The sequence below is a fragment of the Stenomitos rutilans genome (assembly GCF_059505485.1).
Window position 1 is genome coordinate 1 of record NZ_JCACKR010000162.1, and the last position, 13,942, is coordinate 13,942.

Consider the following 13,942-nt stretch of genomic DNA (forward strand, 5'->3'; position numbering starts at 1 on the left):
GCTTGCCGTTGTGGATTCTGCCGTTTTTGACTACATTCTTTGAGTCGCAACTGGGGCAGCAAGGGAGTGTCAAGGGCATGGCTACTTTAGAGGGCAACGTACTAGGTTTAACATTCCAGCCGCCAGCGCTTTACCCTGCTCAAGCTAGAGGTTAGCTATCCTTACACCTTTAGGACTACCCGGCAAGCAACTCGCTTAGAATGAGAGGCGTTCAAGAGTGCCAATTCACTGGAGAAGCAACTCTCCAGAGGCTCCACCAGCGCCGTTACTCTTTCCCCTTAAGCCAATCTTCAAACAGCGATGACGACTGATGCCATTCAACATTTGATCGAGCCGCATATTCAGGATTTGGGCGGCTTTCAAGCCCGTCGCCTGTTGCCTTCGGACACGCTCCCCCTGGTAGGTCCGTTCATCTTCTTTGACCATCTGGGTCCAGCCGTGTTTCCTCCAGGCAAGGGCGTAGATGTCAGACCGCACCCGCATATCAATCTGGCAACCGTCACCTACCTGTTTGAAGGGGTTCTGCTACATCGCGATAGTGTCGGTAGCGTGCAAGAGATTCGCCCTGGTGCCGTGAACTGGATGACTGCCGGACGGGGTATTGTGCATTCTGAGCGTACGCCTGATGACGATCGCGCTAAAGAAGCAACCCTGCACGGTATCCAAACTTGAGTCGCCCTACCGGATGAGCATGAGGAGACCGACCCCTGGTTTCGACATCATCCGGCAACTGACTTGCCAACCTGGACAGACAATGGCGTTTCCTTCACGCTGATTGCAGGTGCAGCTTACGATCGCACCTCTCCAGTACAAACTTTCTCACTGATGATTTACCTGGACATTCAACTGTCTCCTGGTGCCCACTTCACGTTGCCACATGCTTACTCTCAGCAGGCAGTGTACAGCGTCACCGAAGGGTTGCAGATTAACGGAGTGGCGATCGACCAACATCGACTGGCAGTCCTCACTTCTGGTGCAGCAGTAACCGTTTCGGCTGAGCAAGCGGCGCGATGTATTGTAATCGGCGGTGAACCAGTGGGCATGCGGCATAAGTGGTGGAATTTTGTCTCCAGTCGCCCGGAGCGCATCGAGCAAGCCAAGCAGGATTGGCGTGAGGGACGATTTGCCTCAGTGCCGCAGGAGACAGAATTCATTCCCCTGCCAGAGGAGCCACCCCGTCCCACAGAGCAGCCGATGTAGCGATCGCTTAAGGGACAAGCGTTATTTCGCTGGAGCGATGGCTCGTATCGCTGGTTTTGCTAAGGAGTAGCCCAGTGCAGAAATCATTGCGGTAGATGTGACAGCGATTCCACCTTGAGTCTATGCAGGAATTTGATTACTCACTCGATTTCAAGGCGATCGACTTTCGCCAGCACCCAGAACTGTACCGAATTGGTCGAGGCGAACAGGGCGTTTTGCTGGTTGAACCCTACAAGATCGAAATTTTGCCCTCCTGGAAGTTCAAAACCCCAGACATTGCCCGTCAGTCTGCCGACAAGATCTACAGCCTGTTTCTTCAGTACAAAGCCGAAGGCGATTTCGTTGGCATGGACATGGCGCGAAAGTTTTTGCAGATGGGCTACACCCGCTCTCGCCGCTATGCCAATCACAAGTCAGGACGCAAGTATGCAGCAGGTTCCAAAACGGTTTTGCCCCGCGAAGAAGATCCAATCAAAGCGCAATCTGCCATGATTTTCTATGAACAGTGGCAATTGGCAAAGACTGACCCAGAATATGTGCGATTAGCCGCACGCCACCGCGAGCAGTACGAACGCTCTGAAATCGCTGCCGCCAAAAGTCTAGGTTTTTAACAGGAGTAGAGGTGTGAAATTCTCGAATCTGAACGGCATTTTTGCTCAGGAACAAACGAGCCGAGGGCTATTGGTTATTGGTTTGGATGCAGAAGGGCGACAAGTTGAAGTGTTCTTTGACATTACCAGCGAACCAAAAGCCAACTGGGAAGCTGTGAATGTGAGATACCTGTAAGTGGATCGCTCCACCAACTTGAACGGCTGCAAACTATTCATTTGCCCCAGTTTCTTTCCCTAAATATACGCTTTTCAATCCCTTCGTTCCCTTCTTGGTCACACCCCAATAGCGCAAGTATCGGTAGGGTCCATAAGTCTTACCCGTTTTCGCATCAGGAATCAGCTTCAACTCAATGTGCCCTCGACCGCCATGTCGCCCCAACGGTGTGCCATCCTCCCGCCGCTCTTGGGAGACATCCGATGCTTTCCTTTGTTGGGCTTCTAGCAACCCCGTGATCATGGCTGCTAAATCTTCCAATTCATCATCACGCCAATCCTGGAGTTCCCCAATCAGATGTTCTGGTCGGCTTCGGCGTGGCATCCTGGTATCCTTGCTTGACGACTTAGGGAAAATTTATTCCCTAAAAAGCAACAGTATTCCCTAAAGTGGTCAATTGCCCAAGATACAGGTGTTTCAGTCTCTCCAGCTAATCCTCACTTAGGGAATAAAAAGAGGGTTACCTGGGAACTCTTTTCCCTAAGTCCAAAGCTGTGCCAGGGTTAGATCCTTCTCCACCCTGTTGCGCTTAGTCTTAATTACATCTCTCAAAATTAGGGAATAATTTGAGTAAATTTAGACATTTTTGTTCCCTAAATTTTCAGAATAGTGCCCTTTCTACACCAGTGGGACACTCTGGCAGGGTGGGTGAGGTGGTCAAAGGACGAAGTATCTCGCTTGTTTGAGGTAGCCTCAATTCTTGATAGAGTGAGTGCCTTCCTTCTTAGAGTCGCACGCAGCAGAACTTAGGCAAAGCTGGACGCGATTTTGACTTTTCGTTCAATTCCTGATGCCAACTCCCATCTACCACATCACGCATCTGAGCAACTTAACCTCCATTTTGGCGATCGCTGGTTTGTGTTCAAATAGCACAATGCAGCAACAGGGAATTGGCTATACCAATTTGGCAAATCAAAGCATTCAGTCACGTCGAGCGAGAGTAACGGTGCCCTGCGGCGCAGGGGGAACGTTGACTGATTACGTGCCGTTCTACTTTGCGCCCCGTTCTCCGATGCTGTATGCCATTCATCAAGGTAATGTCCCAACCTACCTTGAAGGGCAGGAGAGTGTAGTCTACCTGGTTTCTACGGTTGAAGCTGTGCAGCAAGCCAACCTTTCGTTCGCCTTCACAGATGGACATGGGATTATGGCACTGACCCAGTTCTTTGATGATCCGCCGATCTAAATCAGGTGGACTGGCAGGTGATGACCCTCAAATATTGGTTCGATACTCCGGAGGACAGCGATCGTAAGCGACGGCGGCAAGCCGAGTTTCTAGTGCATCAATTCTTCCCCTGGCAGCTCATTACCGAGATTGGTGTGATGCATCACTTGGTCAAAGCCGAGGTGGAAAAGTGCTTACAGACAGCAACCCATCAACCAGGAGTCATCCTGCGACCCAATTGGTACTATTGAGGAAACCGAGAAATGGTGATTATGCTGGAGTCCTGTTTGGGGAATTTACTGGAGACAGACGTAGAAGCCCTGGTCAACACCGTCAATTGTGTCGGTGTGATGGGGAAGGGCTTGGCGCTGCAATTCAAGCAGGCGTTTCCAGAAAACTTCCAGGAGTATCGACGGGCGTGCCAGTCGGGTGAGGCGAAGCCAGGGCAGATGTTCATTGTGCCCACAGGTCAGCTAGCAAATCCCCGCTACATCATCAACTTCCCTACCAAACGCCATTGGAAAAATCCATCCCGCATTGAAGATATTGAAACTGGGCTGTTGGCACTGATTGAAACGGTCAAGCGATTTGGAATTCGCTCGATCGCTATTCCACCTTTGGGTTGTGGCAATGGTGGGTTAGCGTGGTCGCGAGTTGCTCCATTGATTGAAGCAGCCTTTGCTCAAGTGCCAGAGGTACGAGTGTTAATCTTTGAACCCCCAGCAGCGAAATCAGAAACAGTTACGGCAAGCACCTCTTTTCCACCATTCACCCGTGCTCGTGCCTTGCTAATTGCGCTGATGGAGCAATATCTGTCGCTGGATTACCCGCTCACAACGCTGGAAATCCAGAAGCTAGCCTATCTGCTTCAGTCAGCAGGTGAACCATTGCGCTTGCAGTTTATTCAGGGAGAGCAAGGACCTTACGCCGCCAATTTACATCCGGTTCTGCGCCAGTTAGAAGGACATATGATTGAGGGCTACCGCCCTGACGATGAGGGGGCAGAAATTAGACTTCGACCAGGAGTTGCTCAAGCTGCCCAGGATTACTTGGCGGATACTCCGGCGACTGCCATTCTAAATCGAGTGACTCGTCTAATCGAAGGTTATGAGAGTCCTTATAGTTTGGAAGTGCTGGCGATTGTCCACTGGGTGATGCAAGCAGATCCGCAGGCAGCGGCGAGTGTCGAACGAGCGATCGCTGCGGTTGAAGAGTGGCAACTAGGGCAACGAAAATCTTTTAAGCCACAGCACGTTAAGCAAGCGTGGCAGCGGTTGCACGAGCAACGGTGGCTCCTGACAGCGGAGCCTGTCTAAAGAATGCGCTCTTGGTTGCCTGATTCGGAAATACAGCTTCGATCCATCAACTGCCGATACTAATTCCCACTGACTACCTTACGGAGATGTGGATCTCCCCAACCAACTTGCGATCGCCGTATCAAGAGAGAATAAGCCACCCCCGTTGGTCAAGAAGAAGCTAAACCACAGAGCATACAGAGAAGCCGTTTCCAGCGGAGGGATATGCCAGCCGTCTTTCTTGAGATGAAAGAATATCGCAATCAGCATGGTGAATAGCAGGATCAAGGCATTGAGCCGAGAGAATAATCCAACTGCCAGCAGAATCGAACTCACAATTTCAGCGTAAGCAGCACAGTAGGTCAAGAAAACTGGGTAAGGCAAGCCAATAAAACTTACAACCCCGCTCGCAAAGCCCTGTACGTCCGCCAGTTTACTAAATCCGTTGTGGATCATCAGCAAGCCCACCGCCACTCGAGCAATTGTCCAAGCCACCTGGGCAGGACGGTTCTCGATCGCGGTAGATTGCAGAGTGGCACGCAGTAGTGTTGGTTTCGGTTGAATTGCAGTCATTACTCGGAAGGCTTCCAGTGAGGTTTTATTGATTTTCACCCATACTGCCTAGCTGATGCTATTGTCCCAAGAGTCTTGGCGATTATTCACTGTGGGAAAGAACAGGTAACGACAGATGCAGGATGAGCGATTCCACAGTCAAATGCGCTCACTCTCAACAACAGGCTCAAGACAGCAGAGGCTTGGGAGCACAGCACTGATTGCATAAGCTAGGTTAACTCGTAATCGCGAAAACGACCTATCTAGTCCGACTCATCCCATATTTGAAATCCGATGAGATTTAGGGAATATTAGGGTGTTTTGGAGACTTTTTTATTCCCTAAGCTAACCAACTGCAATCTGGCAGCCTAAACGGTACTAAGATGGCATTTGAAGACTGATTTGGCTTGCGATCGAGACGACCACGCCCTTTTTCCGTAACTCACCCAGGGCTTTGTAGAGGTCGCCTTCGTCCAGTTCCCAGCGATTGCAAAAGGCATGAACGTCAATTTTAGGGTTCAGTTTGCCAGGAAAATCAAGCTGGAGGGCAAAGAAGATATAGTCGTGATCGCTTGTCAATAGTTTCAGCTCACGAATGCGGAATAGTTCCTCTCTGTTCAAGGTGTAACAACCTACATCAGTCTGTGCCATCGCTTCCTCTCCTGGTACAACTGTTTGGATTTAGCGTAGCGGATTTCTAGATGAGCCTCAACTGATTCAGGCAGTTTTTAGGGAATGCTTTTGGTTAAACTAGCTTATAACCATTCCCTAATTCAAGCAGAGATTAACTCCCTCTAAGCTGTTAATACTGAAGTTTCGCCCCTTTTCTCCTAATGATGTTTCTCTAACCATGAGGCTACAGCTTGCTGTAAAGCTATTTCTGGGGCAATTCCCATCGATTCACATTTCTCGATTAGCACCTCAACCTGATCTTGAATTCCTAGCCAGAATTCGATAGCCTCCTCAACCCCTTGCTGCTGACTCATTTCGCGTTTAGCACAAGCGACATCTAACGCTATTTTCTTGGATCTAGGCAATCTCCCACGAATCTCCCTTTTTTCTTCATCCGCCATAGCAATTGCAGCCTAATAAGCAGGCTCAATTTTCGCATGGCATTTTGAGCAAATAACATTTTGCGATATTTACCATTTTGCGGCAAATGTCGTATACTATTTTAATAAATACAGCTAGCGGAAGCAACTTCTCGATTCATGTTTAGTCACCAACCTCCTTGGACTCCTATCTCCGAAGAAGAGGAAACAGTACAGACCCCAGCCAAGTTTAATATTGGCGATCGCGTCTACTGGTGCCATGTTCCTAGTCGGGATTTTGGCATCATAGTAGAGCGATTTTACGGAGCGGAAGGTAGTATAAAGGCACTGGGATGGCACTACGCCATCCAGCTAGACCCGATAGTCCCTCTTTTGATCACTGCAAAACTGACTATGGCTTTGAGGATGATTTGTCCTTGATGGGGCGTGGAGGGGCTGATGCGGTTGAATGAAGCTCAGGTTCAATTGCTGGAACAGTTTCTGGCGCTACCGCTGCTCCCTCCCGAGGCTTTCGCTGCTCGCTGGACCCTTAGCTACAGACAAATCAGCCAAATTTGCCACTGTTCAACTTCAACCGTCGAGCACTGGTTTAGCGAGGGCGCAGGAAAGAGGGCACCTGCCGAGTGTTATCAAAAACTGTTAGCAATCGTTGATTTTCTACTCACTAACAGCGAGTCTATTCGTTATTGGCAGCGGCTTTGGTAATAAGTTAAGGAATGTTGCATTGGAGGTTGTCAGAATAACAGCCCATTTGTCGTCTCAACAGGGATTCTTTGGGTGTTGTTCTCCCTGACGCCCAAGCAGCTTTTAATAACGACAGGCGTGTTTCATCGTGCTGTTATGAGTGACTCTAATCAACAATCATTTCCCCCTTTGCCTCTTCCTATCTATTCCGATCCACAACTGGCTATCACCTCCATTTGTTTCCCAGCGTATCTGCCAGAACAATTTGCATTGCCCAGGTTTGGGATTGGACAAAGGGTTATGTGGTCACAGGTTTCGAGCAATGGGTTTGGCAGAATCGTTGGACTTGTGTTTGCCCAAAGTGTTTCCGTTGTTGCAGTTGGCTACCATTACGCGATCGCTCTGGATGAAGACAGCCCCTCACGGGCTGACTGTGTAGCAGACTGGGCATTTGAGGATGACTTGGAACTTGTCTCACCTCACATCCACTCAGTCCATAGTTAGGTGAATAAAGTATGTACCCAACGACGGAGCAGTGGCAACTATTTGAGCGTTACAGGACCTGTCCACCCCCCATGTCACCCCAAACGTTTTTACAGAATTGGGAGATTGACTATCCTGATATTGCTCGATTAGTTGGTGTGAGCCGACATACTGTAGCGCATTGGTTTAGCACGGGAGCCGGAAGCCGTCCTGCTCCAGAACACCACCGTCGTCGATTGGCGACGATTGATTTCCTCTGGCGCAATCGCGATCGTATTCCTTACGAGTTGCTGGATGAATGGTGTGGATTGCCAGCAGAGCCAGAGATACTAACAGAGCCAGAGACAACAGACGAACCGTCAAAGTAATTGAGAAAGTTGACAATCACCGCATAACTACTCGACAAATCGATGTCGTGGCGACACAGATCGATTGCTGGATGGCAACCAGTCGAGTTCAATGAACAGCAGCTAATTTTTGCAACTGCACTCTGAGCCTTATTTTTTCCAGTTATGAAGCAATCCAAAAGATTCTCCTCCCCTGAACTATTTCCTGAGGACCCGCCTGAACTGCCTGACCTGGAACTACCTCTCGCCTGTTGCACTGCTCAAGAAATTGTCGCGGCGCTGATGTTACAGCATCACAATACAAGGTTGATGCAGCAGGTGCTCACTGACCTTGAAGCGAACGCTCATACGTGGGACGCATTCCTTCTGGCACCATCCTTGCCAACAGTCGATAGCAGCGCCGATCGAGGAAGTTTGATGTGTCTGCGAGACTTACAGACTTGCTGGAACGCAGATACACTTTACATCTTGGCTCGAAATGCCAATACTGCAAGATCGCTTCAAACAATCGCTCAGGCATGGAATTGCTCAGATATCACCCTCTATCCTCCCAAACGGATGAAACGGTTAACAGGGGTAGAGGGCGCAAAGCGCTTAATTTCGACGCGTTGGCATTTCCCAGAGAATATTGAGACCAGGATTGATTTTGACCAAATCCCTCATCCTGACTCTCCAAAGTGGGTACTAGATGAAATGACTGTCTTGGAAGAGTGTTCACCTCAACATCTGATGGCAGAGTTAATGATAAAAGCCGACTCTAAATGCTTCCACGCACAAACAATCCTAAAGGAACTGCAAGATTATTCTCATTGGTGGCGCAGCTTCGTGCTGGCACCGCCACTCCCTGACACAAAAACAGGCATGACTAATCGTTTAAATATACTGCAACAATTGCCCACAGCCTGGCGTGATGATTGCCTTTACATCTGGGCATGGGATGACACCGCTGCCAGAAATCTGCGATTGCTAGCTCAGAATTGGTATTGTGGTGAGGTTACAGCGATCGCTGGAGATGAAGCTGCTCGATTGCTGAATGTCCCAAATGCCTCCCCGATTATAGTAGTGAGGTGGCTGTGAGCATTAGCTTGCAAGTGAGTGGCTGCCAATCGCCACCAAAAGGTAACTGGGCTTTGAGCCGGACAAAGACTCCTTTTTCGGTTTAGCCAATGTCCTAGAATAAGGAATAACGTTTGCTCGGTCTTCCATTATGGACCAGACACTAACTAAACAGGAGATTCCACCTCAGTTTCCTGACCATACCCAACTGCCAGATTCGGATGGGACGTTTGTGAAGAATTTTCAGGAGCATCCGCAAAGCCTGATATTGACCGATTCGATCGCGCCCGTTCTGCAACGCTTGCACCCCGATGGACAGTACGCGATCGGGCAAGACTGCGGCATCTATTGGCGGGAGACAGACCCACCGGAACGTGGGGCAGAAGCCCCCGATTGGTTCTATGTCCCGAATGTTCCACCTCGGTTAGGCAGTCAGATTCGGCGTTCGTATGTGCTATGGCGAGAGTACATCACGCCCATCATTGCTTTAGAATTTGCATCGGGAGACGGCAGCGAGGAACGAGATCAAACCCCACTATCCCGCTTTGAGGCGAGAGAATCTGGTAAGCCTGGTAAGTTCTGGATTTACGAACAAGTGATGCGAATCCCGTACTACGGCATTTACCTGATCACCAGTGGTCAGTTTGAGTTGTATCACTTAACTGACACAACTTATCAACGGATGAGTCCGAATGAGCGAGGTCATTACAGAATTGCCCCAATGCAGGTGGAGTTGGGCGTTTGGCAAGGCGTTTACCAGAATCAGCCCGAACAACCTTGGCTGAGGTGGTGGGATGGGCAGGGCAATCTGCTGCTAACGGGACAAGAAGCCGCTCAGCAAGAGCGCCAGAAGCGATTGCAGTTGACCGAGAAGCTGCGATCGCTCAGTTCTGAGCAACTGGCAGCATTGGGCATTACTCCCGAGGACATAACTTGAGCGGTGTGGCGTGATTCGGAAGGTGATTCCTTAAAACTGCACAATGTCTATTAACTTAGGGAATGTTTTTGTCGGGTTGAGCTTGCTTTATTCCCTAAGTCACTACCAACAGAGGGGTAGAAGCGACTCCAGTACTACTGCGCCTCTCCTTCAGAACGGCGTGGTTTCGAGCCAGTTCGTTGGGTCGCTTCATTTTCTTCAACGTATTGCTGAACGAACTCTACGATCGCCTCATTCATACTCGTTGCGTTTAAGGCACAAGCTGCTTTGAAGCGATCTCGCAAAGATTTACTGGGCAGGTAAACCTTGAGAATAGCTCTCTCTTTTTCTTCATCTGTAGACACGGCAACTCACAGGTCGTGCACCTATTACTGCTTTAGGTGCAATTATCCTCTTAAATTTCGATAGTTTTAGTTTTAGGTGTATTAGATGCAAATGCATCTAATACACCTAAGAGATATAGTTAAGAAGCTAGTCTAACTTGCATTGCCAACTTAAAGCTTGTACAGGAGAAAATGCAAAATCGAGCTAAGCCAGCACAATCCCTAACGGTATCAGACAACAATTCGTTGCAAGTCCCTAGATTTAACCTAGGCGATCGCGTTCGCTGGTTTCGAGTGCCAACCCAAGATTTTGGGGTAGTGCGCGATCGTTTCTATTGCTTGGAGAGCAGTGTGCAAGCTGTAGGGTGGCACTACCAAGTTCAGCTTGATCCTCATAGTCCTTCCTTTGCTCACTGTAAGTTGGACTATGGTTTTGAAGAAGACCTTGAATGCCTTGAGCAGAAGAATTTAAATGAGGCTAACTGAGGCTCAATATCAACTGCTGAGGCAGCTTCTTGATCTGCCGTTGTTGTCGCCGGATGCTTTCCTAGCGCGGTGGACTTTAACGTATCTAGAGGTAAGCCAGATTTGCTGCTGCTCAGTTTCAACCGTTGAGCATTGGTTTAGTGAGGGAACTGGACGACGATCGCCCGCTGATAGTTACCAAAAGCTACTCGCTGTAGCTGACTTCTTGCTGATGCACGGCGAGACAGTGCAGCACGTTTGGCAGAGTTAGCCGCAGAAGTTAAGCAATGTAACGCGAGTAATTGTTCATTTGACAGGTCATCTGTCAGCTTAATAGCAGTTTAGCTAAACCATCCGCTCACTTCACAAATTTGTGCCGTAACAACAGAACTTGCTTGCTTGAAGAACAATTTGTCACCAGAATCTGAAAGATACAGATTCATGAAGGGGAGAATAGTTCAAGGGAAATCCATGCGCGTTCAACTCCCACTCCCATTAAAGCAATTCGTTAGAAGCCAACCCTACCTTTACCAAAAGCTTTGCTTCTGGGCAGGCAAACGAGGGGTAGATGACCCAACTGAACAGGTGAATCAATACCTCACCCAATTGGTGCTTCAAGCCGATATCGAGGGTGATAATGCCGCCATACTCCAGGAGTGGGCAAAGGTGCTTTCCCCTCAGGAGCGGATCACTCTGGCGCAACTCAGTCCAATTCTAATCAGAGATTATCCAGGTGGCTCAGGCTGGTACGCTCTGCAAAAAGGCGAGTACAGCGTCATGGGCGAACCTGTACTGCATGAAATTTGTCATCAAGGAGTGCCACAGGCAATCATCACCCGTAACCGCTACGATTGCTTGATCCTGAATGCTAGGAACTTGCTGATTGTCGATGTAGACATTGGAGGTCTAGATCCGGCTGACTATCCAGATTGTGCGGCGAACTGTCAGATTGCCATAAGTGTGCAGCAAGCTCTTGCAACTCTGGACGCGATCGTTCAACAGTTCCCCCATTTAGGGTTTCGTGCCTACCGAACCCTAAATGGCTTGCGCTACCTCTGCACAACCCGACCCTTCGACCCGTTAAGCCGCACAACCCATCGGTTGATGCACAATCTTTACGTTGACCCGTTGTATGGTCGGTTGTGCAAATTCCAGGCAACCTTTCGAGCACGCCTGACTCCCAAACCGTGGCGAGTGGAAATGGATGAGGGGACAGGACGGTTCACTTACGATCGCACCACAGGACTGGTGTTGCCAGAACAAACCTCTTACGCGGTTTGCCATTTACTCAAGATTGTTGGACAGATGGCAATTCTCCCGCAATTTGAGTCAGCGATCCAAGTGCATGATTCTTTTTGTCGAGTCGAACAGTTAGATCTGGATCTGGCATGAAATACACCGACTTCACAAATCCATGTCGCGGCGACAGAGATGGGTTGCGTCCATCCTGACAATTCTCTTCAATGAAATGCAGCCCCGTATTTGAGCTGCACCATCCCGCATGAATCCATTCCAGAAACGAACCCTCTCAGACACAGGACTTGATGACATTCTCAATCTCCAAACCGACCTCGTTCATTGCACGGCTCAACAGATTATGGCGACCCTGATGTTGCATCATCCTGATTCCCCTACTATGGGTCAGGTTTTGAGGGATTTGAGTCATCAGCCGAATTGGTGGGATGCGTTTGCCATGGAACCTCCACTTCCCACAACTAGTCAAGCCGCCGACCCTGCCGCTTTGGTGTGCTTACGGGATTTGGGTATGGAGTGGAATACCAATACTTTATATGTGCTGGCACGCGGTCATCAGTTCGCGCGATCTTTAAAAGCGATGGCTCAAACCTGGAACTGCACCCAGATCACCCTTCTCCCCACTCAGTTGACCGCGCATCTACTAGGCAGGAGGCGCAGGCAGAGTCTGATTGTGGCATACTGGCAGCGCTCCAGATTTATGACAGAGGAGATGGATTTCGCCACGACCTATGATTTGACCCAACCCCCTCAGTTCGATCCGCTGCCGCAACTCGGTGAGTGTTCACCGCAACTGCTGATGGCAGGATTACTGCTGCGGCATGGCTCCCAACGGTTCTGTGCGCCGACCATTCTGCAGGATTTACAGACACATTGGCAGTGGTGGTATAGCTTTGTTTGGGGACCGGCTTTGCCCAACCCGGAAACCGGATTAGCTAATCGATTACAGGTGCTATGTGGGTTACCCAACGTTTGGAGTGGGGATTGTTTGTACCTCTGGTCACGCAACCGTGATGCAGCTATTGGGCTGCAAAACCTGAGTCAAAACTGGGCGTGCAAAACCGTCACGGTTCTTGATAGCCCAGAAACTGCGCGCTTGTTGGCGATACCCAAAGGACCTCCTGTCGTGGTGGTGTCCTGGTGACGGAGAGCAGACACCTGCCGGTGTCTTGCCCCGGAATGTGGTGGCCTTATGAGGCTTTAATTTCAATCACGGGTATCTAAAAAGTCGGGGAGGAATGAGAATGCCACTGTTTGCTATACTGCACTGCAATTCTGAGGGACTGCACCCCGGTAGCTGTACCCTGATTGCGGCTCCCTCCCTAATGGCGATCGCCCAACACATTCTGGATCATCCCGCTCCCTGGCGACCACTATTAACCGATGCCCAGCCTGCTGACGGTGATCGGCGCAGTGTCTGGCATCGGATGCAAGCGGATGTCCTCACACCCGAGGCACTCTTGGCACTGCTGAACCAAACCACCTTGGAAGCTGACTATGCTGAGATGCTGCGAATTGAGTCGATCGAGATTCAATCCCTGGATGCTTTCCAGGCTAGAACCCGTTGGGTTGGTTCAGAGGATGAAACGCCAACGGCAGTAGCAGATGTCAACGCCACAACTAAATTCGCCATGGGGCAAGGACTGGCGGCGCATCTGCAACAACAGCTTGCCGAACAAATGCAAGGAATTCAGCACCAGAAACTGGCTTTTACAAACGCTGAAGTAAACTTCCTGAGTCATCTCCGCCTTCTTCTAGCAGCAGATGCACGATTGCTCTTGCAAGGACCTGATTTTGCAGCCTTTGTGCGATCGATGTGCGATCGCATCGCTACCCAAGAAATTGAGTTTCCAGGCTCATTTGACGTGGCTCCGAGTCCTGCTGACTGGCAATTGCATCGCCTTTCTACTCCGCTGGAATTGCACATTCTTGAAACCATTGAATCCGATCCGGGTGAGTCTGCAGCAAATTCCGTTCACCTTCGAGTGAAACTAGGAACTTGGCAGCAAACCCTCACTATTCCCACCCTCCCGACATCATCCAGTGTAGATTCTGACGACCAGATTACAGGGAGGGTACAACAATGGCGGCAGATTAGGAATCAGTTGCAGACAACCATGGCACAACTTCCGATAGCACCTTATTCACAGGTTGAGTTAGAAGAATTGGCTTGCCTCCTGACATACATTGGCGACCTATTTCACATTGACCCAGTCGTCAATCCCTTTTATCAGATGACAATGAGGATGGGCTCTTCCGAGCTTTTGGTGAAACGCTACAATGGAAGAAATAGCATGAGAGACT

Annotated in this window: 21 protein-coding genes; 15 read left to right on the forward strand and 6 right to left on the reverse strand. The window is 49.7% G+C overall.

The window, feature by feature from the left end; genetic code table 11:
- Window positions 1–300 precede the first annotated feature (300 nt).
- The 4 genes from AC5JLP_RS33215 to AC5JLP_RS33230 all read left to right on the forward strand — a co-directional run bounded on the left by AC5JLP_RS33215 (window position 301) and on the right by AC5JLP_RS33230 (window position 1,986).
- Window positions 301–672 (forward strand): pirin family protein, encoded by a 372-nt coding sequence (locus tag AC5JLP_RS33215; RefSeq protein ID WP_496072156.1) that lies wholly within the window; start codon window positions 301–303, stop codon window positions 670–672.
- Between the two features lie 63 nt (window positions 673–735).
- Window positions 736–1,200 (forward strand): pirin family protein, encoded by a 465-nt coding sequence (locus tag AC5JLP_RS33220; protein ID WP_496072157.1) that lies wholly within the window; start codon window positions 736–738, stop codon window positions 1,198–1,200.
- Between the two features lie 122 nt (window positions 1,201–1,322).
- A complete protein-coding gene (locus AC5JLP_RS33225) occupies window positions 1,323–1,811 on the forward strand; it encodes a DUF4385 domain-containing protein (protein ID WP_496072158.1) in 489 nt (162 codons plus the stop codon).
- Between the two features lie 13 nt (window positions 1,812–1,824).
- Window positions 1,825–1,986 (forward strand): hypothetical protein, encoded by a 162-nt coding sequence (locus AC5JLP_RS33230; protein ID WP_496072159.1) that lies wholly within the window; start codon window positions 1,825–1,827, stop codon window positions 1,984–1,986.
- Window positions 1,987–2,019: 33 nt separating this feature from the next.
- Here the strand turns inward: AC5JLP_RS33230 and AC5JLP_RS33235 are convergent, their stop codons facing one another.
- Window positions 2,020–2,349, reverse strand: a complete 330-nt coding sequence (locus tag AC5JLP_RS33235) for a hypothetical protein (protein WP_496072160.1) — start codon at window positions 2,347–2,349, stop codon at window positions 2,020–2,022.
- A gap of 466 nt (window positions 2,350–2,815) precedes the next feature.
- Here AC5JLP_RS33235 and darT point away from each other — a divergent pair, with 466 nt between their 5' ends.
- From darT to darG, 3 genes are read left to right on the forward strand one after another with little or no spacing between them, the layout of a single operon-like run.
- The gene (darT, locus tag AC5JLP_RS33240; protein ID WP_496072161.1) at window positions 2,816–3,211 is read left to right on the forward strand and encodes a type II toxin-antitoxin system toxin DNA ADP-ribosyl transferase DarT; all 396 of its coding nucleotides are present in this window, start codon (window positions 2,816–2,818) and stop codon (window positions 3,209–3,211) included.
- Window positions 3,212–3,231: 20 nt separating this feature from the next.
- Window positions 3,232–3,441, forward strand: a complete 210-nt coding sequence (locus AC5JLP_RS33245) for a DarT ssDNA thymidine ADP-ribosyltransferase family protein (protein WP_496072162.1) — start codon at window positions 3,232–3,234, stop codon at window positions 3,439–3,441.
- A gap of 12 nt (window positions 3,442–3,453) precedes the next feature.
- Window positions 3,454–4,506 (forward strand): type II toxin-antitoxin system antitoxin DNA ADP-ribosyl glycohydrolase DarG, encoded by a 1,053-nt coding sequence (darG, locus tag AC5JLP_RS33250; RefSeq protein ID WP_496072163.1) that lies wholly within the window; start codon window positions 3,454–3,456, stop codon window positions 4,504–4,506.
- Window positions 4,507–4,584: 78 nt separating this feature from the next.
- Here darG and AC5JLP_RS33255 read toward each other — a convergent pair whose 3' ends face one another.
- The 3 genes from AC5JLP_RS33255 to AC5JLP_RS33265 all read right to left on the reverse strand — a co-directional run bounded on the left by AC5JLP_RS33255 (window position 4,585) and on the right by AC5JLP_RS33265 (window position 6,110).
- On the reverse strand, window positions 4,585–5,058 hold the full coding sequence (locus tag AC5JLP_RS33255) for a DoxX family protein (protein WP_496072164.1): 474 nt from the start codon (window positions 5,056–5,058) through the stop codon (window positions 4,585–4,587).
- Between the two features lie 357 nt (window positions 5,059–5,415).
- Window positions 5,416–5,688, reverse strand: coding sequence for a hypothetical protein (locus AC5JLP_RS33260; protein ID WP_496072165.1), 273 nt, complete (start codon window positions 5,686–5,688; stop codon window positions 5,416–5,418).
- 179 nt (window positions 5,689–5,867) lie between these two features.
- Window positions 5,868–6,110, reverse strand: coding sequence for a hypothetical protein (locus AC5JLP_RS33265; RefSeq protein ID WP_496072166.1), 243 nt, complete (start codon window positions 6,108–6,110; stop codon window positions 5,868–5,870).
- Between the two features lie 963 nt (window positions 6,111–7,073).
- Between AC5JLP_RS33265 and AC5JLP_RS33270 the strand changes: the two genes are divergently transcribed.
- The 4 genes from AC5JLP_RS33270 (at window position 7,074) to AC5JLP_RS33285 (ending at window position 9,596) form a co-directional block, all read left to right on the forward strand.
- Complete coding sequence (locus AC5JLP_RS33270; RefSeq protein ID WP_496072167.1) at window positions 7,074–7,277, forward strand: hypothetical protein; 204 nt, start codon at window positions 7,074–7,076, stop codon at window positions 7,275–7,277.
- Between the two features lie 71 nt (window positions 7,278–7,348).
- The gene (locus AC5JLP_RS33275) at window positions 7,349–7,624 is read left to right on the forward strand and encodes a hypothetical protein (protein ID WP_496072168.1); all 276 of its coding nucleotides are present in this window, start codon (window positions 7,349–7,351) and stop codon (window positions 7,622–7,624) included.
- A 144-nt stretch (window positions 7,625–7,768) separates the two neighbouring features.
- Complete coding sequence (locus AC5JLP_RS33280; RefSeq protein ID WP_496072169.1) at window positions 7,769–8,680, forward strand: hypothetical protein; 912 nt, start codon at window positions 7,769–7,771, stop codon at window positions 8,678–8,680.
- 130 nt (window positions 8,681–8,810) lie between these two features.
- Entirely contained in the window at window positions 8,811–9,596 is a 786-nt protein-coding gene (locus AC5JLP_RS33285) for a Uma2 family endonuclease (RefSeq protein WP_496072170.1), read from the forward strand.
- Between the two features lie 134 nt (window positions 9,597–9,730).
- Here the strand turns inward: AC5JLP_RS33285 and AC5JLP_RS33290 are convergent, their stop codons facing one another.
- Together AC5JLP_RS33290 and AC5JLP_RS33295 are read right to left on the reverse strand one after the other, a co-directional pair.
- The gene (locus tag AC5JLP_RS33290) at window positions 9,731–9,940 is read right to left on the reverse strand and encodes a plasmid partition protein ParG (RefSeq protein WP_496072171.1); all 210 of its coding nucleotides are present in this window, start codon (window positions 9,938–9,940) and stop codon (window positions 9,731–9,733) included.
- 246 nt (window positions 9,941–10,186) lie between these two features.
- Window positions 10,187–10,315 carry a hypothetical protein gene (locus tag AC5JLP_RS33295; protein ID WP_496072172.1) on the reverse strand — a complete coding sequence of 43 codons (129 nt, stop codon included), beginning with the start codon at window positions 10,313–10,315 and terminating at the stop codon, window positions 10,187–10,189.
- A gap of 76 nt (window positions 10,316–10,391) precedes the next feature.
- On the opposite strand from AC5JLP_RS33295, the gene AC5JLP_RS33300 reads away from it, so the two are divergent.
- From AC5JLP_RS33300 to AC5JLP_RS33315, 4 genes are all read left to right on the forward strand, one after another.
- Window positions 10,392–10,655 (forward strand): hypothetical protein, encoded by a 264-nt coding sequence (locus AC5JLP_RS33300; protein ID WP_496072173.1) that lies wholly within the window; start codon window positions 10,392–10,394, stop codon window positions 10,653–10,655.
- Between the two features lie 200 nt (window positions 10,656–10,855).
- Window positions 10,856–11,776, forward strand: a complete 921-nt coding sequence (locus AC5JLP_RS33305; RefSeq protein WP_496072174.1) for a hypothetical protein — start codon at window positions 10,856–10,858, stop codon at window positions 11,774–11,776.
- Between the two features lie 109 nt (window positions 11,777–11,885).
- The gene (locus AC5JLP_RS33310) at window positions 11,886–12,782 is read left to right on the forward strand and encodes a hypothetical protein (RefSeq protein WP_496072175.1); all 897 of its coding nucleotides are present in this window, start codon (window positions 11,886–11,888) and stop codon (window positions 12,780–12,782) included.
- 100 nt (window positions 12,783–12,882) lie between these two features.
- A partial coding sequence (locus tag AC5JLP_RS33315) for a hypothetical protein (protein ID WP_496072176.1) occupies window positions 12,883–13,942 on the forward strand: 1,060 nt, incomplete at its 3' end.

Bases quoted from the DNA above. Each gene is read 5' to 3' on its own strand.
- AC5JLP_RS33215 (WP_496072156.1), top strand. From the start codon at position 301: ATGACGACTGATGCCATTCAACATTTGATCGAGCCGCATATTCAGGAT.
- AC5JLP_RS33225 (WP_496072158.1), top strand. From the start codon at position 1,323: ATGCAGGAATTTGATTACTCACTCGATTTCAAGGCGATCGACTTTCGC.
- AC5JLP_RS33235 (WP_496072160.1), bottom strand. From the start codon at position 2,349: ATGCCACGCCGAAGCCGACCAGAACATCTGATTGGGGAACTCCAGGAT.
- darT (WP_496072161.1), top strand. From the start codon at position 2,816: ATGCCAACTCCCATCTACCACATCACGCATCTGAGCAACTTAACCTCC.
- AC5JLP_RS33245 (WP_496072162.1), top strand. From the start codon at position 3,232: ATGACCCTCAAATATTGGTTCGATACTCCGGAGGACAGCGATCGTAAG.
- darG (WP_496072163.1), top strand. From the start codon at position 3,454: ATGGTGATTATGCTGGAGTCCTGTTTGGGGAATTTACTGGAGACAGAC.
- AC5JLP_RS33255 (WP_496072164.1), bottom strand. From the start codon at position 5,058: ATGACTGCAATTCAACCGAAACCAACACTACTGCGTGCCACTCTGCAA.
- AC5JLP_RS33260 (WP_496072165.1), bottom strand. From the start codon at position 5,688: ATGGCACAGACTGATGTAGGTTGTTACACCTTGAACAGAGAGGAACTA.
- AC5JLP_RS33265 (WP_496072166.1), bottom strand. From the start codon at position 6,110: ATGGCGGATGAAGAAAAAAGGGAGATTCGTGGGAGATTGCCTAGATCC.
- AC5JLP_RS33270 (WP_496072167.1), top strand. From the start codon at position 7,074: ATGTGGTCACAGGTTTCGAGCAATGGGTTTGGCAGAATCGTTGGACTT.
- AC5JLP_RS33275 (WP_496072168.1), top strand. From the start codon at position 7,349: ATGTCACCCCAAACGTTTTTACAGAATTGGGAGATTGACTATCCTGAT.
- AC5JLP_RS33280 (WP_496072169.1), top strand. From the start codon at position 7,769: ATGAAGCAATCCAAAAGATTCTCCTCCCCTGAACTATTTCCTGAGGAC.
- AC5JLP_RS33285 (WP_496072170.1), top strand. From the start codon at position 8,811: ATGGACCAGACACTAACTAAACAGGAGATTCCACCTCAGTTTCCTGAC.
- AC5JLP_RS33295 (WP_496072172.1), bottom strand. From the start codon at position 10,315: ATGAGGATCAAGCTGAACTTGGTAGTGCCACCCTACAGCTTGCACACT.
- AC5JLP_RS33300 (WP_496072173.1), top strand. From the start codon at position 10,392: ATGAGGCTAACTGAGGCTCAATATCAACTGCTGAGGCAGCTTCTTGAT.
- AC5JLP_RS33305 (WP_496072174.1), top strand. From the start codon at position 10,856: ATGCGCGTTCAACTCCCACTCCCATTAAAGCAATTCGTTAGAAGCCAA.
- AC5JLP_RS33310 (WP_496072175.1), top strand. From the start codon at position 11,886: ATGAATCCATTCCAGAAACGAACCCTCTCAGACACAGGACTTGATGAC.